Here is a 25,533-nt window from a genome sequence, read left to right on the forward strand (position 1 = left end):
AAATAACTCTCTTTTTGAAGAAGGAAACTACTAGTATGATAGGTGTTATACGTTATGATCTTGATTCATTACTTTTTATACATAAAGCTTTTCTAATAGAGAACGTGCACCTTCAATATCAAGTGGACGTGGTGAATTCCCGGCAAATCTTTCTGATACTACATTTTCTGCATTGCTCACTAATTCTTCTTTACTAATCTCTAAATGACTAAACGGACTCATTCCTAAGATAGTGTCTCTAAAATGACGCAAAGCCTGTGCCGTCACATTGCCAATTTCTAAATCAGTGAGGTTGTCCGTAAAGTTCGCGCCTAAAATTAAACCGATTTCTTTTACTTTTTTAGATTCAACCGGAGCAATATATTCTAAAACGCCCGGTAAAGCATAGGAACAAGCCATACCATGAGGAATATGATATTTGGAACCTATGATATGAGCAATCGAGTGACCTAAATGGGTACCGGCATTATTCAGCATCCACCCTGCAAGTGCCGCCGCCACCATCATGCGTTCTCTAGCTTCTCGATCATTCCCATCTTCCACAGCTCTTGGTAAATACTTCACAATTAAATACATCACTTTTTCACAAATAGCGTCTGTTATCGGACTAGATAAATTGGACGTGTAACCTTCGGCGGCATGAGCAAACGCATCTAAGCCAGTCGCAATCGTCATATTTTTTGGTAAGGTCATGACTAATTCCGGATTTAAAACGGCATATTCACTAACAGCTTGATCAGCTAGCACGGCTAATTTAGTCTGTGTATGTGTATCCGTTACGACCAGGGCATTGGATAATTCACTGCCTGTACCGGAAGTAGTTGGAACAGCAATCAGGTCATGACATGGTTTTATTGCTTTATTCGGATCCACATAGTCAGCAATATTTCCGCCATTTACTCTGACAATATTAATGCCTCTGGCTACATCAATCGAACTGCCTCCGCCAACCGCAATAATACAATCGCACTGATTCGAACTAAATAATGGAGCGCCTTCATCGACGACTTCTGCTGGTGGATCAGGGACGACTTTATCATAAATAACATACTCAAGATTTTGGTTCTCCAGTTGTTCTAGTAAACTTTTAATAATGGGTACCGTACGTAAAAATGAATCCATCACGATAAATGGTTTATGATAATTTTTTTCTTCTAAAATTGATAAAATCGTATCAGGTAAATTATCCGTTACCTTTACTTTGACGTTTTGAATTAATTTATAATCCATCTAGCTTACCTCCTCTAATGTATTATTTTTATTGAAAAACTTTTTTTCGAAAAGTTGGCTTAAATATTGAATAGCCGGCCCTGTAGTTAAAGCTGTTACTATGGTGATAATTCCAAATTTGCCGCTTAATAAAAAGCCAATCACAATTAGACATATATCCATGGTTACTTTTGATCTTCTCATGCTCCATTTGGTTTTATCTCGCAGGGTCAACATTAATCCATTGAAGGGATCTACACCTATATTGCTGGCCACAAATAAACTAATACCAACGTAGTACAGCGTGCACCCAATCAATCCTCCTAAAATCCTGTGGAAATAGATACTATTATCAAACAGGAATTGATAAAAATGACTGCCAAACGAAACGAAAAGACCATAAGGAATTAAATATAAAAAGGTACCAATATTGACGTATCTTCTGCCAAAGAAAAGCAATAATAAAATCAAGCCGATGTTTATATAATTAGAAACGACTCCTAATTCTGCCTGGTTATAATGCAGTGTAGTTCGAATGCCATCATAAACCATCCCGACCGGGTCATTCCCAAACTGTGTATTATTATTAAACGCTACGCCCATACAAACAAAAGCAATCCCTATGATAGATACAAACAGTTTTTTTGGTGTGATTCTAGGAGAATTAGATCTATTAAACTTCCAATTCACGAGCTGCCTTATCTGCTCTTTCACAAAATTCTCTTACCTTTTCAATATCTTTTTCCATATGCCCGCCGTCATACTTAATGCTTGTTTTCGTTAATGAATCTACACCATATGGTCTAATTTGTTTGATTGCTTCTTCTACATTATCTGGTCCTAATCCACCGGCAATAATAACAGGGATATTCACACTGCGGACGATTTCCGCATCAATGGACCAATCATGTGTTTCGCCGCTGGCTCCAATTCCTGTATCTGCAGCTAGACCCGAATCTGTTAATAAATAGTCACAGAACTCTGCGTATTGTTTGGCACGATCTACGGCTTCCGGTCCATCAATTAAAACGGCTTGCATCAGGCCTGTATTTGGACATACTTCCTTTAATTGCTTGGCAAATTCAGGAGTAGCCGTATATTCCATCCCTGCAATATGAAGAATATCGGGTTGGATTTTTTGGGCGATGTCCAATATTTCATTTGTATCTTTGTTTAGCATGATGGCAACCGACTTAACGCCTCTATTTTTTGCTTCTGCAAAAATTTTATCGACTACATCTAAAGGTACACGGTGAGCAGGTACTCCTCCGTTTTGCATTGGTACTAAGCCGATATGATCTGCTCCAGCTTCCATTGTTTTAATACTTTCCTCGTATGTTATTAAAGAGTAAATTTGTTTAATCATTATGTTTTCCTCACTTTACTAAAGATTGTTGTGTTCGTTTAATAATGTTTGTTACTGTAATATCTGGTGATACAGAATGCGCACTTTCAATGGTAATGCTAGCCGCTGCTTGGGTAAATTGGCCAACTTCTGCTAGGGGTAAACTTTTACCAAAGTAATATCGTGCCCATGTAATCGTTGCCATCGTACAATCACCAGCACCATTGCAGCTAACGACATCCGTTTTTAAAATAGGAACTATAACCATTTCGTATTGATTCGTACAGAGGATTCCGTTGGAACCCAGTGATATAAACACATTTTTAACACCTTTGCTGATTAGATGATCAGCTGCCTTTTTAGCAGAATCTTCATCGATAACTTGGATACCGGTTAAAAGTTCGGCCTCAATTGCATTGGGTTTAAAGGTATCAATTTTATTTAATACATTTTCAAATCGATCTACTTTAGCCACTGAAACGGGATCGACAAAAATAGGAGCCTTACAATTATTTGCCAGCCATTCAATCGACTCTTTTGGGATATTTCCGTCAATGACACAAATAGCAGCATTATTTATGAAGTCGATACGGTCATTTAGAAACTCTGGTGTTACTTGATTGATAATGTCCATATCGTTGATTCCTACAACCATATCTCCGTCACTATTTGTTACATATAAATAGGTGGAACTTCTTTTACCGGGAATTTCTTGAGCATATTCCAAGCTAATAGAATTTTTCTGGCACTCTTCACTCAATATTTTCCCAAAGTAATCATCACCGTATGTGGTAATTAAATAGGTAGGAACATCTAGTTTGGTCAAATTTTGAGCTATATTTTGCCCAACGCCGCCCTCGGATAATTTAATCGATCCTATATTTGAATCTCGTTCCTTAAAATTTTCACCAGAAATACCTGCAAGATCCATATTTAAGCCGCCTACAACTACTACATATTTTTCTTTTTCCATTTTATCCACCTCCTATTAATTGTTTGCGGTTTCATAATAGAATAAAAATAAAGTAAAATAAACATTTATTTATAATATAAACATTTATTTATTTTGTTTACGTTTTCATCATACAACCGAAAGATAATTTGGTCAACAATTATTTGTAATCTAAACAAATGTTTAGTGATTGAACTGATGGAGTTTTTGAAATATACTAGAATAAACATTATAGGAAGAGCCGTGGTGATTACATGAAAACAGCAAGGGAAAGTGAAATATTAAACTTAATTAAGGAAAATCCGCTTATATCACAAAATGAATTGGCTGAATTATTGAATATAACACGCGCTAGTGCTGCTTCTCATATCCATAATCTTACGAAAAAGGGATATATAAGTGGGAGGGGGTATGTTTTAAGGGAACCAGATTTTGTTTGTATCATTGGTGGAATTAATATGGATATACTAGGTATTTCTAAGGAAAGGTTAATTGAACATAACTCCAATCCTGGCAAAATCATTTTCACACTAGGTGGGGCAGGGAGAAATATTGCATTAAATTTAACAAAGTTAGAAGTCTCTAATTATTTAATTTCTGTTTTCGGTAATGACGTAAATGGAGAGAATTTTATTACAGATTCGAAAGAAAATCGAATGGATATACAACATTGTAAGCAAATAGATGGTGAACACACTTCGACTTATCTATATGTAGTGGAACCAAATGGTCACAGAAAAATTGGTATCGATAATATGGATATCTATAATCAAATTACTCCAGAATTTTTAAACAAAAAACTAGATTTAATCAATAGCTCAAAATACTGTGTGATTGATACAAATATTCCAAAGGAAACAATTGAATGGTTATATGATAATTGCAAAGTTCCCATTATCGTAAAGACTGTTTCATTAAACAAAAATTATAAATTAATAAAAGGGATTCACAATATTAATACATTAATTATTACCCCAGATGAATTAAAACAACTAGTTGAAAGATTTATAGATGAGGAAACAACGATCGAAAAGAGTATAAACATTCTTTTGGAAAGAGGAGTCAATAATGTGATTGTTTTTTCTTCAGACGAGGGACTGCTTTTTTTCAAAAACGAAGAAAGGTCAATAAAAATTAATAAAGTCATTAATAGCAGGGCGAATACAAATGGGGCAAGTGCTGCACTGACTTCTGCGGTTGTTTGGGGGCTAATGAATCAAATGAATTGGGAGGAAATCCTTAAATTTGCCTATATGACAGCTGTGAATTGTATGGAGACAGAGGGTTCCGTAAACAATGACTTATCAGTGTCTCTTATTCAACGAAAAATGGATGAAATTATTTTTTAAAATGGTGTTTGGGTGGCTGATTATTTTGACTGAACTACACGTTTCGATGCCCGACACAACCCAAAATTTGTCGGAGATAAATTGGGTGGTGCCTGGCACATGATGATCTTGAGCTTTTTCAAACAATGCTTGAAGTCTGATTTTCCTTTACTGAGGCTAATTTCTTATAAAGCGACCGCAAAGTTGGCGATACAAGGAGTAAGACGATAACCAAAAAGACAAAACTGCTACCTGATGAGATCATGTTCATTTTCGTCGGAATGATTTGGCTAAGAGATCCGTATAAAAAGTTCCCTATTGCCATGGCCCCAGAAGCGATAATAAAATTCACGCTTGCCACACGTCCGCGGTACTCGTCGTTGGCTTTTTGCAACACAAAGGACAGGTTGATAGCCATAAAAACCGCTTGGGAAGCCCCAACTGTAAGTCCAACGATAAATGCTAACAATGGAGTAGACGTAAATGCTAGGGCAACCAAGGTAAGGCCGCTTGCCAACGCCATAATGATATAGAGAATCCCCTGACCGCGTGGTGTGGAGATTGATGCAGTACTTAAATTGCCGAGTATTGCGCCCAATCCGATAAACATCATGAGGGTCCCATAAATTCCGCTGTCGGCACCTAGATCATCCCGAATAAACTGCGGCAGCATAGAGGTATAGGCCATCGTTAATAAACAATGTAGTCCGACCATTACAATCAAGAGGCCTAGCATTGGCGACCTCCGAATGTAAACAATCCCCTCCATGACAGGGCGAAAGATATTTGCGTCACGCTTCACTCCTGACTGGGATCTAGGTTGATTAGTTTGAATCCATCTTGATTGGATAGCAGCTCCTGTATACAGCAAACAGCATAATGTAAAGACGGCGATCGGACCGGCAAATACCAAAAGCGGACTGGCTAGAGCCGAGCCTAGGAATCCTGCTCCATGCTGAATACTTCCTTGTAGAGCCGTTGCGTTGAATAGTGCGTTTTTTGGTACCAAGTCTGGCATTACAGCGTTGGTGCAGGTCATTTGCAGATTAAAGGAAATTCCTAAGAAAAACGCACTTGCAATCACAATCCAAGGCGAAACAAACCCAGTGATGCCTATTAGAGCCAAACAACCAGTATTACATGCGTTGGAAAATAATGAGATCGATAACAAACGTCGTCTATCAAAGCGGTCAACCAACACACCGATAATTGGCCCAAACAGAACTCCCGGGATCATCATAGCAAACATGGATGCTCCTACTAGCGCCGTTGAATTGGAAAGCGAAAAAATGAGCCAGCTTGATGCAACTGTAAATGAGTATTGTGCGGAATTGGCAAGTGCTGAACTGAACCAAAGAAAGCGGTAGTTTCGAAACCTAAGTGAAGCAAATGTTTTTGGAGCCTTCATTCTATTCCTCCCTTTTTCATGCTACTTAAAGTGCCCTTGAACGTATTAATCCTATCTGCAATCACGGAGCTTCCTGTTATCGTAACTCCGATTTCTTCCATTATATTCCGATGGTCTGCAAAGCAGTTGACATAGTTACCCTAATAAGAAAACATTAATAGGGGTACCAAATGCCGGGACCCCTATCTTGACTATATTTTATTGGTAGTGGCAATAACCTCTATTTCAATTAATGCATCTTTTGGAAGACGACTGACCTCGACTGTAGATCGAGCGGGACGATGATTTCCTAGGTGTTTACTATATTCCTCATTGACGATAGAGAACTGATCCATATCTTTAATAAAAATAGTCGTTTTAACGATGTTTTCGATTGTAAGGCCTTCATATTCTAAAATGGCTTTAATGTTTTTCATCACTTGGTTCGTTTGCAGGACAATATCGCACTCGACGACTTCATTTGTATCTGGATCTACTGGAATTTGTCCCGATAGAAAAATGAAGTCTCCTGCTCGAACCCCTTGAGAATACGGACCAATTGCTTTAGGAGCATTTTCTGTAAAAATAGTATGATACATATCGTTTCCTACCCCATTCTTAAAATATAGTTTTCTTAACTATCTATTAGTCTTGATAAGCATTTAGTGCGTTTACACTATGGGCAAGTGCTGATCCTGCTTTTAATGCTGTAGCTACAAAAATCGACTCTGTCACTTCTTCTAATGTCACTCCCAATTGCTTGGCCTTTTTCGTGTGTGACTCAATACAATAGGCACATCCCGTAACATGAGCAACGGCAATCGCGATTAATTCCTTTTCTTTTCTGCTTAGTAGTCCTGCTTTCATTGCTTGCATATCAAAACTAGCGAATGCACCAAACGTTTCTGGATTGATGTCCTTGAATTCCTTAAACCGCATCATATTCGATCTTTTATAAAGCTCCTCATCGGCCGTTCCATCGTAAGCATTTAATCCATTTAAACCATGAGCAAGCGCTGAACCAGCTTTTAACGCAGTAGCCACCATAATGGCTTCCGTTATCTCTTCTTTTGACGCTTCTAATCTTTTCGCAGTTGAAACATGCCCTTCAATACAATAAGGACAGCCAGTTACGTGTGCTACCGCAACGGCAATTAGTTCTTTTAGCTTCTTCGGTAACTTACCTGGAGCCAGTGCTAATTGATCAAATGCTACAAATGCTTTAAATGTTTCCGGGGCGAGTTTGCCTAATTCTGGTAGTCTCCGAATATAGGATTTTTGATATAAACTATCGTTTGTCATTTAAAAAACCTCCATTTATTTAATTTCAGTGTTTGTCTTTATGAAACTTTTAATAAATGCACCTATTTTTCTGCTAAAAAGTAAGTACTGCTTTCTCGCGTTTAAGCTCCCACATTATTATTCGGTCCGATTGTAGGGTCAACTTCTTCGTGAGAAAAATGAAGTTGTTTCTTCACTCCAGACTTTGAATGGTTTCCAACAATCACCACGTATAATGCGGCTGCCACCATGTAAGCAATAGCCCCTATTATTATTTTGTATGATAAAGAGGACATAAGAAGATAGCCTTGGAAAAATAGTAGAGCTACAGCAATATATACAAAGGCATTTAAAATTTTTGGCGGAAGTTTAAACGGCGCTTTCTTATAAAGTTCAGGATATTTTTTCGGTAATTTTGTGGCAGCAAATACGGGAAGAATATTAGCAATCAAGAAAACTCCTGTTCCTAAGGCTGAAATGACTCCTAAAGATAATCCAGTAAGGATAGGAATAGTCCCAATAATATAAAACACAGTCAAAAGCCAATGAGGCGTCCCAAATTTTTTATTCACTTTTCCTAATGATTTTGGTAACCAGCCGTCCTCACATGCAATCATAATCCCTTTGGTAACCCAAGAAAGTGTTGCATTTAACGTAGTTGCCAGAGCAAACATAGCCCCGCCAACCATGAAGAAAATGAAGAGAGGAGCCGGCAAAATAGTTCGGGCAACATCTGTTAAAGGTTTGTTTGCGACATCTGCAATTGGTAAAACTCCGGCAGCAATCGTAGCCATAAAGGCATAAAGGATTCCCACCGCTATTGTGGTTACAATAATGGTCAATGGTATATCTCTTCCTGGATTTTTCATTTCTCCACCCAGCTCAGCCACCACTTGCGCACCACCTGTAGCAAATGAAAGCAATCCTACTGCCATAAAAAATCCAACAAATCCACCCGAGAACATTTCTCCTGAATTGAAAACAGAATAATTAATTTCTGGCATTCCCCATACTACAAAAACAATTAAGGCAAGAAGCAGGACCACAACCATGAATTTTTCGACAAGTGCTGCAAATTGAACCCCTACTAAATTAGCAATAAAAAATACGGTGAGAAGGACAAATGCAATCAGCTTGAGGGGTGCTGATGGTACGAGTCCTTGAACATATTCTGCGAAAGATATCGCATACATGGCTAGTGTTAATTGGGCAAGAATAAAGAGCAATAACCAAAAGAACCCTATTTTAGGAGACAAGAGGCGACTTGTATATCTGTACATTCCGCCTGTTGTTGGGATGGCTGATCCCATCACCGCTATTGGTATAGCCATAAACAATGTGAATATAGATGAAATGATAAATGCCAGGGAAACTCCACTTCCCGTCATCCCAATGGCAATACCGGTTAAAGCCATTACACCCGCTCCGATAATTTGCCCCACCCCAATGCTCATTACATCCCCTAAACCTAAAACTTTCTTTAAATTAGATTCTTGACTAGCCATAATTCCACCCCTTATTATTTTTTTAAAATTCAGACTATTTTTAAAAGATTAGATTTATATAAAAATTAAGTGAAGCTCCAAATTAACCTTTATAAACTATTAATTTGGAACTCACACATAATATCGTTTTAGAGGTTATTTAACGACCTCTTCTTTTATAGAGTTAGTTGCATTAATGTCTTCAAATTCTCTTGCGATTCTTTCCATTGCTTCCTTAATGATTGATCGAGGAGAGGGAAGACAAATTCTCTGATAGTCTAATCCCTCATCTCCAAACATTTTTCCATCTTCTAAAAGAACATTCGCTTTGTTATAAATACGATCATGAACTTCATCAGGAGATAGGCCATAAGCACTGAAGTCCATCCACATGATATACGTTCCTTCTGGAATTCTCACCTTCACCTTAGGCATTCTTTCAGCTAAGAAACTTTTCACAAATTCCATTGTCTCATCTATATATGTTTTTAACTGCTCTAACCACTCTTCACCTTCATTGTATACCGCAATGAGGGCAGAGATGGTAAATGGCGATGCTAATTGAAACCCCAAGACTTCAGTGAATCTTTTCCTCAGACTAGCATTCGGTATAATCGCATTTGTACAATGAAGTCCAGCGACATTAAATGTTTTGTTGATTGCCGTAAAGGTGATAATATGATTGTCATTCTCTGAAGCCTTTGCGATTGGAATAAACGTTTGATTACGTCTTATTAAATCTCCATGAATTTCATCTGCAATGATGAGCACATTATTTTTTGCACAAATGTCCGATAATTTTTGAAGTTCTTCCTTAGTAAAGACTCTTCCGGTTGGGTTATGAGGATTACATAAAATGAACATTTTTGTCGTTTCTTCTTTTGCTTTCATTTCAAAATCAGTAAAATCTATCGAATAATACCCTTCTTCATCACATTGGAGAGCGTTATTAACGACTTGTCTTCCATTACCCTCTATTGCTGATGTAAAGGGTGGATAAACTGGACGCTGAATAATGATTCCATCACCTGGATCTGTAAATGCTCTTACGGCAATATTCAATGCATGGACAGTCCCTGGGCTGTATACAATTTCTTCCTTCTTGATATCCCAGTCATGCCTCTTGTTAAACCAATGTTGGATGGCTTCATAATACTCATCAGGGAATACGGAATACCCAAAAATTTTATGATCTACTGTTTTATGCAAGGCATCTATTAACGGCTGTGGTACAGGTAAATCCATATCGGCTGTAAATAAAGGTAATGTATCTTCATCATATCTTTCCGTAATACCTATTTCTTTAATTAAATTTCCCCCATCCCATTTTAATGAATAGGTTTTTCTCCGGTTGACTACCTCATCAAAATTATACTTCACGTGAAATCCACCTTTCTTATTTTTATATTTATCTACCTTTTGTCGGTGTTAACGAATTGAATAAAAATAAAGTGGCAATCCCTATCAATATTGCTTTATATCAATTTTATTTAAATATCGATAGACTGTTGCTTCGGATGTTTTCAAATGCACGGCTACTTCTGCTACAGCACCCTTAATTAAAAACACACCTTTCTCATTCAACTGTTTAACTACTTCAATCTTTTCATCGGCAGACATCCGATCTGCTGAAATGTTTGTTTCTGCAAGCGTAGTTAAAATAATGGATGTTGTCAGATCTTCGATTGACGTATTAAGGTCTTCAATTGGATTTTCAAACTCACTAGGAGTCTTTCCATGTAGGTCCAAACCCCTTGACGGTACATTGTTTAATCCATTGATAAGGCTATCCAAGAGATTCCTGGTCTCAACCATTATACTAAGGTCCATGTTAATGCAAAGCATACCGACGACGTTCCCTATGTCATCTTTAATAAAGTAAGTGGATGAGCGTACAATTTTCCCGTCTTGTGTTTTTCCTGAGTAATTAATCAGGTAATCCTTTTCGATATATGATTTATTCTTTACTATTTTTAAGGCTAAATCTGTTAGTGACCCACCAACCTTTCTGTTGCTTATATGGCCATTTTTAATTGCCACAATAGAATTCTCAATATTCCTCGTATCATGTAAAACCACTTCACATTGGTTCCCCATTACACTTCCTAAAAATTCAACCATTTGAATATAAGGTTGTAATTGGGAAGGTATGTTATCTCTCATTCCGAAATTTCCTCCCTAGTCTTGTCATTTCAGCAACATTTATCAATCTACACCAAATTGAAGTGTATCCCATCAGAACAAACTAGCTGTAAAGTTATTCTGATTGGTCATTATTCAGACAATGATTTATCCTGATAATAAAATATTTATCACTTGGATAATAAATTATCATCGTGATAATTTATTATTACTGTGCAACTAATTTTATTATAACTAAAATGACAGCGTTTTCAATATATTTATTTTAATTTTTCCGAATTTTTTATATTGGGAATTATATAAATGAATTTCTCTGTAGTTGGAAGCGTAACTTCAGCCAATGTCGACTGTTTTCTTCGAGCTAAAAATACTCTTCCGCAAGTTTAATAGCTTAAGAGGACGAGTTGACTAAAAAAGGGACACTTAGGGTAGTTAATTTGGCTTATAGACGACCGAGCAGGGGGAAGAAGGAGCACGTTGGGTAGCCAATCGGCGCTATTGACGACCGAGCAGGGGGAAGAAGGAGCACGTTGGTAGCCAATCGGCGCTATTGACGACCGAGCAGGGGGAAGAAGGAGCACGTCGGGTAGCCAATCGGGCTTATAGACGACCGAGCGTGGAAAAAAAGAGCACGGAGGGTAGTTAATCGCCGCTACCGAGCAGGAAAAAAGTGATCATTCCATGGGTTGGGAGTTTAATCTCGTGATGTTTTTCCTTTATTGGCTCTGTTAATGGTTATTGTTGAAAATTGCATAAAATTAAGGGAACCCCCACTTAAACTAACTTGCACCCTTTAACTCAATAAGAATTCACCCGTTACGCAATTTTTTTAAATTTCTTATAAATGTAATGATCTATAATTACTTTTTTAAAATTCACCTTTTTATTACTTGTCCAATCGGGTACATCTGTTATGTTAGTAATCTTTCCGTTTTCAACTTCAATGATTTTCCCACTTTTTTCAGAAGCAAGTAAATACATAACTTTATCGTACAATAACTTTGTTGTAGTAGATGGTATTACATCAAATACAATATCCCAAAAATGAAACCATCCAGACCTTTTTTCAGATCTGTAAACCTCGTAAATTATGTCTTCTGGAGACTTTATTTTTTCAATTGCATCTAACGCTTCTCTTGTTTTTCTATCCATTTCTGATACATCTCCTCATCATTGAACTGTTAAGTTTAATACGATTAAATTAACATTTGGTTTCACACATTTATAATATCTCTCTGGATTAAAGGGGTTTCGGCGGTCATTTTGCCTGCTCTTCAACTATAAAATCACATTACTCTTGTATTGCATGGTATATTGATTTACAATGTGGATATACCTTGTAATGCAAGATAATAAGAATGGTGGAAAACAAATGTCGCAAACACAAATGATGAAGGGAATATTAGATGGTTGTCTCTTGGCTATTATCAAAGGGAAAGAGTGTTATGGATATGAGATGGCAGAGCGTTTAAGTGAGTATGGTTTTGGTACTGTCAGTGAAGGCACCATTTATCCATTATTGCTGCGAATACAACGTGAAGGATTTGTCACCTCTGTTCGAAGAGATTCAATAGCTGGTCCAAAGAGAAAATACTATTCATTAACCAATGATGGACAGCAAGAATTAGACGATTTTTTAATTAGATGGAACCAACTTGAGAAAAGTGTTAACGCAGTTATTAAGAAAGAAATAAAAGAATGAGGTGAAGAGAGTGGAACAACTTCAAATGTCTGATAAGAGTAAGAAATTTATCGATGATTTAAAACTATACTTGTTTTCAAGTGGAAAAAATGATCAAGAGATTAAAGAAATTACGGAAGAACTTGAGGTTCATCTGTATGAAGCAGAGATAAATGGTAAATCAATTGATCGAATTATTGGAGTTTCGCCAAAGGATTATATGGTGAGTATCTCCAGTGAAATGAAGACTGATTATAAAGAATGGGCTAAATATATCTCACTAATTATCATTGGTGCAATGTCATTTTCTGTGTTTGGAGATCTTCTACAAGGCACATTAAGATATAGTTTATTAAAAATCATAGGAACGCTTGTATATAGTATTATCTTCCTTGTAGGTGTGTTTACCGCATTTCGCTATATGGCTAGCAATCAAGTTTCTAAAATTAGAGAGTTTTTAATATTATTGTTTCCTATTTTTATTAGTACTTTCTTTTTCGGGGGCGTAATAATTGCGGATTCAATTTATACTACACCCATAGTTGACTTTGGTATTGTAGGAAGTATCATAATCGCCTTACTTTTTCTTTCTTTTGTCGTTTTATTTTCAATTTGGGCAAAAACTACTATTCTGCCCGTAATGTTAATTGCCCTTCACTTACCAAAAGTATTATTATCCCTTACTTCTTTCAATGAAGGATCACAGTTAATTATCGGGTTCTTGATAACGTATTTATTGATTGGTGTATATTTATTTTACTTACTGAAAAAAGAAAAAGTAAGAGAATAGGCTCATCTTAACCCTGGGTGACTTACATAAAGTAACCAACTTAAATAGAAGACATGCCTGGTTCCGCCACTGGCCAAGGTTCCTTTTTAAAAAGGTAGTGGTAGGAACAGTTCTCGACAACCTTTTTAGTAGTTAGCGGGGATAATTGTAGGATTGGCACATGTTAAGGGTGATTCTAATCAAACGTTTGTGTAGTGTTGAAAAGGTTAGAAACTTCTAGAATGTTGTCATTTGACGAGAATTTTATCCAATTAAGTAGAAAGTTTGGTTATCATCGGCAGACAAGGATCATTGCCGTTTTATTCTTCCAATTCCTTGTTCTTAACTACGCTTTGCTCCCTGCCAATGCTTTCTATATCTCTCCCCACTTTGCACAACCTCCAACTCTAAATCTTTATCATTCCATGCTTAAGGGTGGGAAAATTTTTAATAGTTTTTACTTAGTTTCCTATGAATTCATTCATCCTCTTCTTTTAATAATTCCTATTTTTTAAACCTCCTATCTATATCAATCAGTAAAGTAGGAGGATTTTTGTGGGAAAATATTGATTTTTTTAAATATTTATTCTACTATAATAAAATACTTATTATTTAGAAAAGCGAAACAAATATGGGGGTATTTTTGTGGGAGTCATTGAGAAAATCAGCAGCTTTGCTGGAAAAACATTTACGTTTTGGGTTTTGATCTTTGCCATTATTGCTTATTCTTTTCCTAGTCACTTTGTAGGGCTCGGGGGCTATATTGTTCCACTATTAGGGATTGTTATGTTTGGAATGGGCCTTACACTGGAGTTATCGGATTTTAAAGAAGTATTTAGAAGACCAAAAGAAGTGGCACTTGGAGTTATCGGACACTTTATCATCATGCCGCTGCTCGCCTTTTTATTAGCAGTCGGACTCGATTTACCGCAAGAAGTCGCTGTAGGTGTCATTTTAGTAGGATGCTGCCCAAGCGGAACGGCTTCGAATGTTATGGTGTTTCTAGCAAGAGGAAATGTGGCACTGGCTGTTGCGATTGCCTCTGTTTCTACGATTCTAGCACCAATTGTCACTCCATTACTCATTCTTCTATTTGCAAGTAAGTGGGTTGATGTTAGTGTTGCGTCCTTATTCCTTTCAATTGTACAAGTTGTCATTGTTCCATTAGCGCTTGGCTTTATCATTAAAAAGTTCTTTGGAAAACAAGCGCAGGCCGGTGCAAAAGCATTGCCGCTTGTTTCCGTTATTGCGATTGTGTTAATTGTATCTGCTGTTGTAGCAGGCAGCGCTGACAGGATTGCGCAAACGGGTCTGCTTATTTTTGGAGTGGTCATTCTTCATAATTTACTAGGATTCTTAATTGGCTTTTTCTTTGCCCGTTTATGTGGGATGGATCTCGCCAAACAAAAAGCGGTAGCAATGGAAGTCGGCATGCAGAATTCCGGCTTGGGAGTTGCGATCGCGACGGCTCATTTCTCTCCTTTAGCGGCCGTACCAAGTGCTATTTTCAGTGTGTGGCATAATTTATCCGGTTCCGTTCTGGCCAATCTTTTCAGCCGAATGAAAGAAAAAGATCAAACCGAAAAAAGTATCAAAAAAGCAGTCTGACCTGAAATGATGTAAACCCTAGAGCTGGACATGAAAATCCAACTTTAGGGATTTTTTTATGAACAAATTTTCAATTATGTAAAATTTATAAATTTAGGAATGCCTTAAAATTAAACATATTGGGGGAACTAAAATGAGTGGAATTGCTAAAACTCCTCAACCACCATACTATGCAGTGATATTTGCTTCCCAACGAACTGAGGGTGACAAAGGTTATGGGAATATGGCTGAAAAAATGGTAGAGTTAGCGTCTCAACAGAAAGGTTTCTTAGGTGTAGAAAGTGCCCGTGACGAGGGACTGGGAATTACTGTTTCATACTGGGAATCACTAGATGCAATAAGGAGTTGGAAGGAACATTTAGCGCATCAAGTTGCACAAGAAAGAGGTAAAAATGAATGGTACAAAAACTTCGCACTTAGAGTTTGTAAAGTAGAAAGAGATAACTTTTTCGAAATGTAATATATTTAGACCTTCTGCATCTATCTACGTTAATTTAACAGGACGAATAAATAATATAAAAGATATTTCATTTAAAAACGATTTTATTATCCGAGAACAGCCGTGTAATGTTGACATATCGAAATAATTCGATATACAATACTAACCATGGAACCAATCGATTTATTCAAGGCATTGTCAAACGAGACTCGGCTTAACATTTTAAAGTGGCTGAAGGAGCCAGAGAAGCATTTCCCTAAGCAGCAAGCCCACCTTCCAAAGGAGGTAAGTATTGAGGGCGGCGTTTGTGTAGGGGATATCCAAGAAAAAGCTAAAGTTTCTCAATCTACGGTTTCCCACTACTTGAATATAATGCAGAAAGCTGGGCTCCTCGAATCTGTTCGCTATGGCCAATGGACGTATTATAGGCGTAACGAAGAAGCTATTCTTCAACTAGCTGAATATCTCAAAACAGATATCTAATAGTAGATTAGATATCTGTTTTTTACCTTTAATTATATCGATTTTTCTAGATATCTAATTATAAAGATGAAGAAGGAGGAATGATTTAATGCGTTACATATCTTATATATTAGCGTTATTTGCAGGGGCAGCCCTTAGTTTTGAAGGAGCTATCTACGGTGAACTAGGGAAAACAATAGGGCAGTTAGAAACTAGTTTTTATAACTTCTTTATGGGTTCTATCATCATGGGAATATTATGGATATTCTTTGGAAAAGGTAAACTTTCATATGTAGTTGAAGCACCTAAATGGTCACTACTTGGAGGTATTTTAGGGGTTGTTTATTTAACAGCTATTATTATTAGTGTTCCATTTGTTGGTGTTGGGATCTCTATGGTTGCCGTCATTATTGGTCAATTGGTCATGAGTATGGTCATTGAACATTATGGCTGGCTTGGCAGCAAGAAAGCAAGAATCAATAAAGAAAAAGTATTTGCCGTTATTTCAATGATTATTGCACTTATTTTAATTAATTAGGAGGTTTAAAAATGGGGATTTTAATGATTCTATTCACCTTATTAGGTGGTATCACATTAAGCGCACAATCATCTATCAATGGAACATTTAGTCGAAAAGCTGGAATAATTGAAACGACACTTTTAACCTTTATAACCGGATTAATGTTTCTTGTCGTTATGATTATTTTTTTTGGTCAAGGAAATGTACTAGCCATACTAGAAGCACCTAAATGGCAATTAAGTGCAGCATTTTTGGGTACGATGTACTTACTTCTCACTGTCATAGCTGTTCCAAAAATTGGCGTCATTGCCACCAATATTGCCGGTATCATTGGTCAGCTTGTAATTGGTATGCTTATTGATCATTTTGGTTGGTTTGATAGTTTAGTAATACCTTTAGACTGGAAACGTTCTGTAGCCTTACTATTTATGTTTATTGCTCTTTATTTCATCTACAAAGGAAATAAACGCTCAAGTGAACAAACCCAAACGTCTCTTAGTTAATAGCTTAAGAAATAATAACGCTGAAAATCATTAATTTAAAGATTTGGTCAAGCCCCCGAAAAAAAGACAATAAGAATTTTAACACTCAAACATTTTCTACTTTTTTTAGAAAAAATGGATTATTTTAGCTGGTGGATATTGCTATAATCAAAGATGATTCTTATTTTTATAGAGATATAGGGGGGCTTATGTTGAGGAAAGGCTTTACGATGAAAATGTTTGGTTCGGCTTTCATGGTTGGGTTCCTGATGATCTTTTTGTCAGTTCGAATGGCGGCGGCCGATTCATCGGTTGTTCAGCTGCAGAACGTCATGATTGACAAAAAGGAGGCAAAGGTTGGGGATACACTGCATTTATCGATGGAGGTAACGTCTAGTGGTAAAGTGAATGAGGTCATCGCCATTTACCAGCCGGACGGGTATGGTTCGGGGGAAGAGAGAATTAGTTTGAAAAACGATGGATCCACTAATCTGTGGCAAACAGATATTGCGGTAACGGACAAGTTTGCCAAGGGAAAATGGAAGATTAGAGCTGTCGGTGTCAAGGTAGATTCCTATTTTTATTATTCCTTTAATAAGGAGATTTACACTACAGATTCGGATGCGATTGACCTAAGCGGCGGCGGATTTACTGTCGATCAGACCGGATATGTACCCGAGTTAAAGAGTATTGGTATTGATAAAACTAAGGTGACGCTGGGAGAATATGTGACGCTGACGGTTGCCGTTAATCCGCTAAGCGCAAACAAAGCGGCGTTGGTCGAGATTTATTACCGAGCTCCCTCTGATCTATCCCAGACTAAAAATTTCCAGGTTTATACGGATTCTTCTTCTCAATTGAAGTTTTATGTGAATCCTTATGATGAGACGGGTACTTGGAAAATTGATAGGGTGGCGGTGAGTGATCCTGGTACTTCTAACAAAATCGTTTATTATAACCAAGAGTTGTATGATAAGCCTGTTAGTATGGACTTTCGTCATGTCGATTATGAGGCCGTTTCTCCAATTGGCTGGGTCATGTTTTGGAATAAATGGTATTATTACGATCCTGAGACAGGGGAAAAAGTTATCGGATGGCTTGAGGATCAGGGGTATTGGTATTATTTAAATGATGATGGCGAACGATACAGCGGCTGGCTTGAGGAAGACGGTTATGAGTATTTCTTTGATGAAGATGGCCGGATGGTCACCGGCTGGGTTCAAGATCCAGAAGATGGTTCCTATTATTATTTTAATGAAGATGGGGATTTGGCTTACGGTTGGCGTTTGATTGATGGCGACTGGTATTATTTCGATGATGACTACGGTGCAATGGTTACGAACAACTGGATTGACTATTTGGGCAAACGTTACTATTTTGATAAAGATGGTCATCCTGCAGCTACGGGTTGGCGCTTCATCGATGGCAGCTGGTATTATTTTGCCAACTATGGGGAAGCCCTCACTGGTTGGAGATATTCTGGCGGAAAATGGTACTACTTAGATTCACAAGGGAAAATGCTCACAGGCTTCTATAAAGTGAATGGTTCCCTCTATTATTCTACTAGCAGCGGTGCGATGCAAACAGGCTGGAAGTTGATTAATGGTAAATGGTATTACTTCAATCTGTCTAGTGGAAAAGCAGCCATTGGCTGGTTGAAGCAGGGCACAGTCTGGTATTATCTTGATTCTACTGGGGTAATGGCTACAGGCTGGAAGCAAATCAATTATCAAAGGCCGAATAGTCCGAAACGATTGGTCTGGTTTTATTTCAATCAGAGCGGCGCCATGAAGACAGGCTGGATATATGATAAGGGCAAATGGTATTACTTAGAATCGGATGGGGTAATGGCTCTCGGGATGAAAAAGATTAGCGGTGCGTGGTATTACCTTAAGCCGGGCGGTGCCATGGCAGCAAACGAATGGGCGAAATTCGGAACGAGCTGGTATTACTTCCTTTCCTCCGGAAAAGCAGCGACAGACTGGCAAACCATAAAAGGGAAGAAATACTACTTTGATTCTAATGGTGTTTGGAGGAAGTAGAGACTGGTTTAAGAGACTGGGGTCAGACCCCCACTCGGCTAAAGTTTAAAGCGGTAAAGTGTGAATGCGTGGCAGGGAGCAAGGGTTCTCTGCTTTTTTGTGTTTTTGGGTGGGTGAATAAAGTAAGCCGATTTTTCTTTTGGAGTAGATTGATAGACTCTCGCTCTAGGATGGGGCAACATCTTGTGATGTGGCTGAAGAGAGGGGACGCCAAGTTGAATTGTGATTAGGTAAACTGGCGTTTCAACATAACCGGATACCAATGCCCCGCTTATTGGCTACCCGGTTGAATCATTTTTGGGGTTAACGGTCGTCAATAGGCTCTATTGGCTACCCGGTTGAATCATTTTTGGGGTTGACGGTCGTCAATAGGCTCTATTGGCTACCCGGTTGAATCACTTTTGGGGTTGACGGTCGTCAATAAGCTCTATTGGCTACCCGGTTGAATCATTTTTGGGGTTAACGGTCGTCAATAGGCTCTATTGGCAACCCGGTTGAATCACTTTTGGGGTTGACGGTCGTCAATAAGCTCTATTGGCTACCCGGTTGAATCATTTTTGGGGTTAACGGTCGTCAATATACTCTATTGGCTACCCGGTTGAATCATTTTTGGGGTTAACGGTCGTCAATAGGCTCTATTGTCTACCCGGTTGAATCACTTTTGGGGTTAACGGTAGTCAATAGGCTCTATTGACTACCCTGTTGAATCACTTTTTGGGCTTACGGTCGTCAATAGGCTCTTAGTAGATCAAGCATTTTACTGTTTCATGAAGTGCTTGATCTTTTTATCATTTACATTTCCTCATTTATGATCGCCAGGATCTGATGGTCTTCCCAATTTCCATTGATCTTGATATTTTTTCGGGCAATGCCTTCTTGATGAAAGCCCGATTTTTCTAGGACTCTGATGGAGCCCGCGTTATCCGGCTTAACCCCTGCTTCTAATCGGTGCAGCTTTAGCTCAGTAAAAGCATAATCAACGATTAACCCGATTGTCTCGGTCATATATCCTTTTCCATTATGCGCCTTGTCAAGGACATAGCCGACAATACAACTCTGGGCCGGACCACGCTCCACCTTATACAATCCAATATTTCCAATTAACTCTTCACTTCCATTCAAAAAAATTCCAAATCCATAGGACTGATCATCGTTCATATTTTTTTGACTCGTTTTAATCCGCTCCAGCTGTCCTTCCAACGTATAAAAGGTTTCCTCTCGATCGACGGAATATTCCTGGAAAAACGAGCGATTTCGTGCCTCTAATTGTAAGCTTTTTTCTGCATTCGCACTTTCAAGTGGCCTAAGAAAGACCCTGCTGCCCTCTAGTTTCATTTGCGCAATCTCCTGTTTTTCCTATTTTTTTCAAAATAACCAAAATTCTCTTTATACTAATTCTACTCTATCAGAAGAAAGAGGACCATCCACGGTTCAACAAGTTTTTTAGGAGCCGGGAAGGTTTTTCTTTGTATTATTCAATTTACGTAAATTAACAAAGAAAAGAGGTAGCATTGATAATGGTAAAACGAATTTTGCATATTTGTTTGACCTGTTTATAAAAAAAGTGTTACAATTTTTATAAAATTTACGTAAATATTATTGTGTGGTGATTTATTTGACAACTATTAATAAAATAGCCAAAGAAGCTGGCGTTTCTATAGCAACCGTATCCCATGTTATTAATAAAACAAGATATGTGAGTCCGGAACTTGTTGAAAAAGTTGAAGAGGCTATTAAGAAGACAGGCTATGATAAAAAATTAAAAGGGACTGATACAAATTTAAAGATTGGGAAGAAGTCCGAAATCGCACTAATAGTCCCCAATTTATACGGGACTTTCTATTCAAAAATAATTTCTAATATTTCCTCCTACTTAACTGAAAAAGGGTATAGTTTATCAGTATACTTTCATGATGATCATGTATCTCAGGAAAAAGACATCATTACAAATATCCTTGGCAATAAGAGAATCGCGGGATTAATGATTGTTCCTGCTAGCACGGGAGAAAAACAGTTTCATAAGCTAATCCAACAAAAAATTCCGTTTGTTTTCCTAGATAGAGCCGTCAAAATTAATGGCGTAGATTCTGTTGTCTCAGATACTAAAGGAGGAATTTATAAAGGATGCACTCATCTTTTGAGATCTGGACATGAAGACATTGCGTTAATTATTGAAAGCGGTAACTTTTCTTCTGCAGAAGGAAGACTTGAAGGATACCGAGAGGCTTTGGATTCCTATCAAATACCTTTCAGGCAAGAATTGTTGATTGAAATCGATCAAAATGATTTTGCGGATTTTGAGAAACGGATAAAAGAGGTTTGGATTCATGACAAGCCAACCGCTTTTTTGGCAAGCGGAAATAGAATTACGTTAAATCTATTAAAAGTTATGAATAAATTAGGTATTGAATGTCCGGCAGATGTTTCTGTTATTGGGTTTGGTGATGATGAATGGTCTGAAATAACGAATCCTCCTTTAACCATTCTTAAACAAGATACAAGAGAAATGGCGATCCAAGAGGTTAACCTGTTATTGAGTAAAATCGAAAATTACACAGAAGATTCTATAGAAATTAAAGTTCCATTGGAATTCTCCATTCAAAAGTCAACGCAAGTGATTGGAAAGGGACCTTTTGGAGAAAAAGCCTTTTCTCCTGAAGATTTAACGATTTCAAAAGAAGAGGCCGAAATATTGAGTTCAGGCCATTATATGGTTGGCATTTCCTTTCACTTTGGAGGAACGGCATGGGCAAGACTTTACGAGAATGGTATCCGTAACGTCTTAAATAGATATGGTATCTCAATCGTTTCGATAACAGATGCGCATTTTGATCCTTTACTGCAAGTAGCCCAATTAGAAGGACTAAGACTTCAAAAGCCTGACGCTATTATTGCGATTCCCGTTGATGATGAGATTACTTCGAAAAAGTTCCAAAGCATCTCAGAAGAAACAAAACTAATCTTTATGAGTAATGTTCCGCAAGGAATGAGTAAAGACCAATATTATTCTTGTGTTTCAGTTAATGAAAGAGAGCATGGTCAGAATATCGCATTACTCTTAGGGAATTATTTTAAAAATAGAAAAGATGTAAAAATCGGTTTTATCGGGCATGGGGCTCCGTTTTATGGGACGCATTTAAGAGATGCAGTTGCAAATGATTTTATTAGGAATAATTTCCAAAATATAGAGATAGTAGATGAAAACTATTTTTACAAAATAGAGAATACCTATGATGTATGCAAAGAAATGATGGTCGCTCATCCTGAAATAAGAGGATTATATATTTCATGGGATAGACCTGCCTTGGAAGCGATAAAAGCACTCAACGATTTAAACAGAAGAGACGTAGCCATTTTTACAACAGATTTAGATAATGAAATTGCTACGTATTTAGCTAAAGAAGAAATGGTCAAAGGGCTTTCAACCCAAAGACCTTATCAGCAAGGAATAGCAGTAGGGTTAGCTACTGCCAAAGCATTGCTTGGACAGGATCATTATAAGTATATTGGGGTTCCGCCTTATATCGTGGAATCAAATAATCTATTAAAAGCTTGGAAGGAAATAACATCTGAACCGGTTCCTCAAGAGATAGAAAAAATAATATTGAGCAAATTTACGTAAAAAGATGTAAATTTGCTTTTTTTTATGAATTTTTTAATTATTCATTGACATGATATCACTCACCATGGTAAATTTTACGTAAAGATTGATGAAAGCGTTTAATTAGGGTGAAAAAAGTCTGTGCGCACACAGGGATTTAAAAAAACTGTAGACTTTCTTAGTTAAAACGCAATTTTTGTAAAATGCATTCTTGTAAAATCTAAATCTATTACTATGGAGGCTTTCGTATGAAAAAACACTTTTTAAAGTTAGTTCTAATAATGCTAGTAGCAATGGCACTTACTGCATGTGGAAGTGACAAAGCTTCAGAATCAGCTAAAGATGGCAAGTACAATTTTGCTTTTTTACCTAACACACAAAATAATACCTTTCAAACTGCGATGAATGATACGTTTAAGAAGCTGGCCAAAGAAAACGGATACAAATATACAATGCTAGATCCAGATTATGATCTTAATAAGCAATTGAGCCAAATGGGAGATGCTGCTAACCAAGGATTTGATGCCGTATTTGTCATCCCAGTTGACTCAGCAGGGATTCGCCAAGGGTTAGAACAATTGAAAGATAGTAATATTCCCGTTTTTAATGTAGATACTGCTGTTATTGGTGAAGACAGAGAATTAGTGAAAAGTGTAATTGCTACCGATGCCTTCATGGCAGGTCAATTAATGGGACAACAAATGGTTAAAGACTATCCAGATGGAGCAAAAATTGCGATATTGGATTTCCCGGCTAATGAAAGCTGCGTACAACGTGTTAAAGGATTCTTGGATGGTTTAGGATCAGATAAGTCAAAATTTAAAATCGTTGCACAACAAGATGGGAAAGCTGCCCTAGATGCGTCTTTACCAATTGCTGAAGATATTATCCAGGCAAATCCTGATATCAACGCAATTTTTGCAATCAATGATCCTTCAGCTTTAGGTGCAGCAGCTGCAGTTAAGGCAAGCGGCAAAAAAGATATTAGTGTTTATTCTATTGATGCATCTCCAGATGGTAAAAAAGCAGTGCTTGATGGTTCATTTAAAGCAGTTGCGGCGCAGGTACCAATTAAAATTGCTGAGACTGCATTTGATGAGGCAGTTAAATCCCTAAAAGGGGAAAAAGTGAAAAAAGAGATTCTATTACCATCCCATGTTGTAACGAAGGAATTAGCAAAAGAAACAGATGGACAATGGCAATAATCGTGAATCGTATTGATAAGTAAGTTTTACGATTTCTAATCTAGTAGAATGCAAGAATCTCTTGCATTCTATGCTTTTATTATCCTTTGGGGGTGAACGATAATTGACGGAAGCAGTATTAAAAATGAATGGTGTATACAAAAGCTTTGGCAAAACCCAAGCCTTAAGTGGAATCCATTTTGAACTTAAAGAAGGAGAGATTCATGCACTTTTAGGTGAAAATGGGGCGGGTAAATCGACTTTAATCAAGGTCTTAGGCGGTATCCATAAACCGGATAAAGGTGAAATATCCATCAATGGGACTATTGTAGATATTGAAAATGTGCAAGATGCCAGATCGCACGGTATCGGTATTATCCATCAAGAAATTGTACTTGTTCCTTACCTAAGCGTAGCTGAGAATATTTTTTTAGGAAGAGAACCAAAGACTAAATTAGGCTTCAAAGATAGTAAACAAATTAATACGCAAGCGCAAAAAATGGTGGAGCAGCTAGGATTAAATATTAATGTAAACACGTTAGTAGGAGAATTGACCGTTGCCCAACAGCAGTTGGTTGAAATCGTTAAAGCTATTTCTTTTAATGTAAAAATTTTAGTCATGGATGAACCAACATCTTCATTATCAGATGAAGAAGTAAATAACCTTTTTATTACGATGAATAAATTAAAAGAAAAGAATGTAAGTATCATCTATATTTCGCATAGGTTTGAAGAATTGTTTAGAATGACTGATCGAATCACGGTAATTAGAGATGGAAGTTATGTTGGAACAAAGATTACTAGCCAAACGAATGCAAATGAACTAGTTGCGATGATGGTCGGCAGGGAACTAGGGAGTTTCTATACAAGAACGTATTCCGTTAAGGAACAAGAGGTATTAAAGGTTAACCATCTTTCTAGGGAGAATGTCTTTGAAGACATCACCTTTCGTGTCCGTAAAGGTGAGATTCTAGGTTTTTCAGGTCTTATGGGTGCAGGTAGAAGTGAATTAATGCAAACTATTTTTGGAGCTTTCCGTCATGACAATGGGGATATCTATCTTAACGGAGAGCAACTAAAAGTGAAGAATTGTATTGAGGCCATTGAAAAAGGCATTGCTATGGTACCAGAAGATCGAAAGGATCAAGGATTAGTATTAAATAACACAGTAGCCTTTAATCTCACTTTAGCTAACTTGAAAAACTTAATGAAAAATAAAGTAATTGTCAGCGATAAGAAGAGACAGAAAGTAATCGATAAATATATCAAGGATTTGAGAATAAAAACTGCTTCACCTGAGATCGAAGTATCAAGCTTATCGGGCGGTAATCAGCAAAAAGTAGTCATTGCTAAATGGTTAATGACACATCCTGATTTATTAATACTTGACGAGCCTACAAGAGGTGTCGATGTCGGTGCAAAAGCTGAGATTTATTCGATTATAAACGAACTTGCTAACGAAGGGTTAGCCATCATTATGATCTCTTCTGATCTCCCTGAGATTATTAATATGTGTGATTCTGTTTGCGTAATGAGAAATGGGAGATTAGTGAAACAGCTAAATCATTCGGAATTGTCGCAGGAAAATATTATGCGCTATGCAACAGGGGGTTAAGA

The 25,533-nt window shown here is 37.4% G+C and carries 24 protein-coding genes; 12 read left to right on the plus strand and 12 right to left on the minus strand.

Annotation, left to right across the window (positions count from 1 at the left end):
* Nucleotides 1-75 precede the first annotated feature (75 nt).
* The 4 genes from AC3ANL_RS02565 to AC3ANL_RS02580 are packed head-to-tail and all read right to left on the minus strand — an operon-like array spanning nucleotide 76 to nucleotide 3,527.
* Nucleotides 76-1,230, minus strand: coding sequence for an iron-containing alcohol dehydrogenase (locus AC3ANL_RS02565; protein ID WP_488327721.1), 1,155 nt, complete (start codon nucleotides 1,228-1,230; stop codon nucleotides 76-78).
* Entirely contained in the window at nucleotides 1,231-1,923 is a 693-nt protein-coding gene (locus AC3ANL_RS02570) for a YczE/YyaS/YitT family protein (protein ID WP_488327722.1), read from the minus strand. It abuts the gene before it with no gap.
* Nucleotides 1,883-2,575 carry a phosphoribosylanthranilate isomerase gene (locus tag AC3ANL_RS02575; protein ID WP_488327723.1) on the minus strand — a complete coding sequence of 231 codons (693 nt, stop codon included), beginning with the start codon at nucleotides 2,573-2,575 and terminating at the stop codon, nucleotides 1,883-1,885. Before AC3ANL_RS02575 ends, AC3ANL_RS02570 begins: the two co-directional genes overlap by 41 nt.
* 10 nt (nucleotides 2,576-2,585) lie before the next feature.
* A complete protein-coding gene (locus AC3ANL_RS02580; protein WP_488327724.1) occupies nucleotides 2,586-3,527 on the minus strand; it encodes a PfkB family carbohydrate kinase in 942 nt (313 codons plus the stop codon).
* Nucleotides 3,528-3,760: 233 nt separating this feature from the next.
* On the opposite strand from AC3ANL_RS02580, the gene AC3ANL_RS02585 reads away from it, so the two are divergent.
* Entirely contained in the window at nucleotides 3,761-4,855 is a 1,095-nt protein-coding gene (locus AC3ANL_RS02585; RefSeq protein WP_488327725.1) for a PfkB family carbohydrate kinase, read from the plus strand.
* 118 nt (nucleotides 4,856-4,973) lie between these two features.
* Here the strand turns inward: AC3ANL_RS02585 and AC3ANL_RS02590 are convergent, their stop codons facing one another.
* The 7 genes from AC3ANL_RS02590 to AC3ANL_RS02620 form a co-directional block, all read right to left on the minus strand.
* The gene (locus AC3ANL_RS02590; RefSeq protein ID WP_488327726.1) at nucleotides 4,974-6,242 is read right to left on the minus strand and encodes an MFS transporter; all 1,269 of its coding nucleotides are present in this window, start codon (nucleotides 6,240-6,242) and stop codon (nucleotides 4,974-4,976) included.
* Between the two features lie 191 nt (nucleotides 6,243-6,433).
* Nucleotides 6,434-6,820: a RidA family protein gene (locus AC3ANL_RS02595; RefSeq protein ID WP_488327727.1), complete on the minus strand. Its 387-nt coding sequence runs from the start codon at nucleotides 6,818-6,820 to the stop codon at nucleotides 6,434-6,436.
* A 46-nt stretch (nucleotides 6,821-6,866) separates the two neighbouring features.
* Complete coding sequence (locus AC3ANL_RS02600) at nucleotides 6,867-7,523, minus strand: carboxymuconolactone decarboxylase family protein (RefSeq protein ID WP_488327728.1); 657 nt, start codon at nucleotides 7,521-7,523, stop codon at nucleotides 6,867-6,869.
* A gap of 101 nt (nucleotides 7,524-7,624) precedes the next feature.
* Entirely contained in the window at nucleotides 7,625-9,007 is a 1,383-nt protein-coding gene (locus tag AC3ANL_RS02605; RefSeq protein WP_488327729.1) for an APC family permease, read from the minus strand.
* A 135-nt stretch (nucleotides 9,008-9,142) separates the two neighbouring features.
* A complete protein-coding gene (locus AC3ANL_RS02610) occupies nucleotides 9,143-10,366 on the minus strand; it encodes a MalY/PatB family protein (protein ID WP_488327730.1) in 1,224 nt (407 codons plus the stop codon).
* A gap of 84 nt (nucleotides 10,367-10,450) precedes the next feature.
* Entirely contained in the window at nucleotides 10,451-11,149 is a 699-nt protein-coding gene (locus tag AC3ANL_RS02615; protein ID WP_488327731.1) for a helix-turn-helix transcriptional regulator, read from the minus strand.
* Nucleotides 11,150-11,944: 795 nt separating this feature from the next.
* Nucleotides 11,945-12,280 carry a hypothetical protein gene (locus AC3ANL_RS02620; protein ID WP_488327732.1) on the minus strand — a complete coding sequence of 112 codons (336 nt, stop codon included), beginning with the start codon at nucleotides 12,278-12,280 and terminating at the stop codon, nucleotides 11,945-11,947.
* Between the two features lie 220 nt (nucleotides 12,281-12,500).
* Between AC3ANL_RS02620 and AC3ANL_RS02625 the strand changes: the two genes are divergently transcribed.
* The 8 genes from AC3ANL_RS02625 to AC3ANL_RS02660 all read left to right on the plus strand — a co-directional run bounded on the left by AC3ANL_RS02625 (nucleotide 12,501) and on the right by AC3ANL_RS02660 (nucleotide 19,131).
* Nucleotides 12,501-12,830: a PadR family transcriptional regulator gene (locus AC3ANL_RS02625; protein ID WP_488327733.1), complete on the plus strand. Its 330-nt coding sequence runs from the start codon at nucleotides 12,501-12,503 to the stop codon at nucleotides 12,828-12,830.
* A 10-nt stretch (nucleotides 12,831-12,840) separates the two neighbouring features.
* A complete protein-coding gene (locus tag AC3ANL_RS02630) occupies nucleotides 12,841-13,599 on the plus strand; it encodes an HAAS domain-containing protein (protein WP_488327734.1) in 759 nt (252 codons plus the stop codon).
* A 624-nt stretch (nucleotides 13,600-14,223) separates the two neighbouring features.
* Nucleotides 14,224-15,186 carry a bile acid:sodium symporter family protein gene (locus AC3ANL_RS02635; RefSeq protein WP_488327735.1) on the plus strand — a complete coding sequence of 321 codons (963 nt, stop codon included), beginning with the start codon at nucleotides 14,224-14,226 and terminating at the stop codon, nucleotides 15,184-15,186.
* Nucleotides 15,187-15,319: 133 nt separating this feature from the next.
* Nucleotides 15,320-15,646: an antibiotic biosynthesis monooxygenase family protein gene (locus tag AC3ANL_RS02640; RefSeq protein ID WP_488327736.1), complete on the plus strand. Its 327-nt coding sequence runs from the start codon at nucleotides 15,320-15,322 to the stop codon at nucleotides 15,644-15,646.
* 147 nt (nucleotides 15,647-15,793) lie between these two features.
* Nucleotides 15,794-16,108 (plus strand): ArsR/SmtB family transcription factor, encoded by a 315-nt coding sequence (locus AC3ANL_RS02645; protein ID WP_488327737.1) that lies wholly within the window; start codon nucleotides 15,794-15,796, stop codon nucleotides 16,106-16,108.
* A gap of 88 nt (nucleotides 16,109-16,196) precedes the next feature.
* A complete protein-coding gene (locus tag AC3ANL_RS02650) occupies nucleotides 16,197-16,625 on the plus strand; it encodes a DMT family transporter (protein ID WP_488327738.1) in 429 nt (142 codons plus the stop codon).
* A gap of 11 nt (nucleotides 16,626-16,636) precedes the next feature.
* Nucleotides 16,637-17,110, plus strand: a complete 474-nt coding sequence (locus AC3ANL_RS02655; protein WP_488327739.1) for a DMT family transporter — start codon at nucleotides 16,637-16,639, stop codon at nucleotides 17,108-17,110.
* Nucleotides 17,111-17,298: 188 nt separating this feature from the next.
* Nucleotides 17,299-19,131, plus strand: a complete 1,833-nt coding sequence (locus tag AC3ANL_RS02660) for an N-acetylmuramoyl-L-alanine amidase family protein (RefSeq protein ID WP_488327740.1) — start codon at nucleotides 17,299-17,301, stop codon at nucleotides 19,129-19,131.
* Between the two features lie 792 nt (nucleotides 19,132-19,923).
* Here AC3ANL_RS02660 and AC3ANL_RS02665 read toward each other — a convergent pair.
* Nucleotides 19,924-20,466, minus strand: a complete 543-nt coding sequence (locus AC3ANL_RS02665) for a GNAT family N-acetyltransferase (RefSeq protein ID WP_488327741.1) — start codon at nucleotides 20,464-20,466, stop codon at nucleotides 19,924-19,926.
* A gap of 271 nt (nucleotides 20,467-20,737) precedes the next feature.
* Between AC3ANL_RS02665 and AC3ANL_RS02670 the strand changes: the two genes are divergently transcribed.
* The 3 genes from AC3ANL_RS02670 to AC3ANL_RS02680 all read left to right on the plus strand — a co-directional run bounded on the left by AC3ANL_RS02670 (nucleotide 20,738) and on the right by AC3ANL_RS02680 (nucleotide 25,531).
* Nucleotides 20,738-22,753 carry a LacI family DNA-binding transcriptional regulator gene (locus AC3ANL_RS02670; RefSeq protein WP_488329646.1) on the plus strand — a complete coding sequence of 672 codons (2,016 nt, stop codon included), beginning with the start codon at nucleotides 20,738-20,740 and terminating at the stop codon, nucleotides 22,751-22,753.
* 227 nt (nucleotides 22,754-22,980) lie between these two features.
* Nucleotides 22,981-23,937 (plus strand): substrate-binding domain-containing protein, encoded by a 957-nt coding sequence (locus AC3ANL_RS02675; protein WP_488327742.1) that lies wholly within the window; start codon nucleotides 22,981-22,983, stop codon nucleotides 23,935-23,937.
* A gap of 103 nt (nucleotides 23,938-24,040) precedes the next feature.
* The gene (locus AC3ANL_RS02680) at nucleotides 24,041-25,531 is read left to right on the plus strand and encodes a sugar ABC transporter ATP-binding protein (protein WP_488327743.1); all 1,491 of its coding nucleotides are present in this window, start codon (nucleotides 24,041-24,043) and stop codon (nucleotides 25,529-25,531) included.
* Nucleotides 25,532-25,533 lie beyond the last annotated feature (2 nt).

Source organism: Neobacillus sp. DHD-1R, from assembly GCF_057747995.1.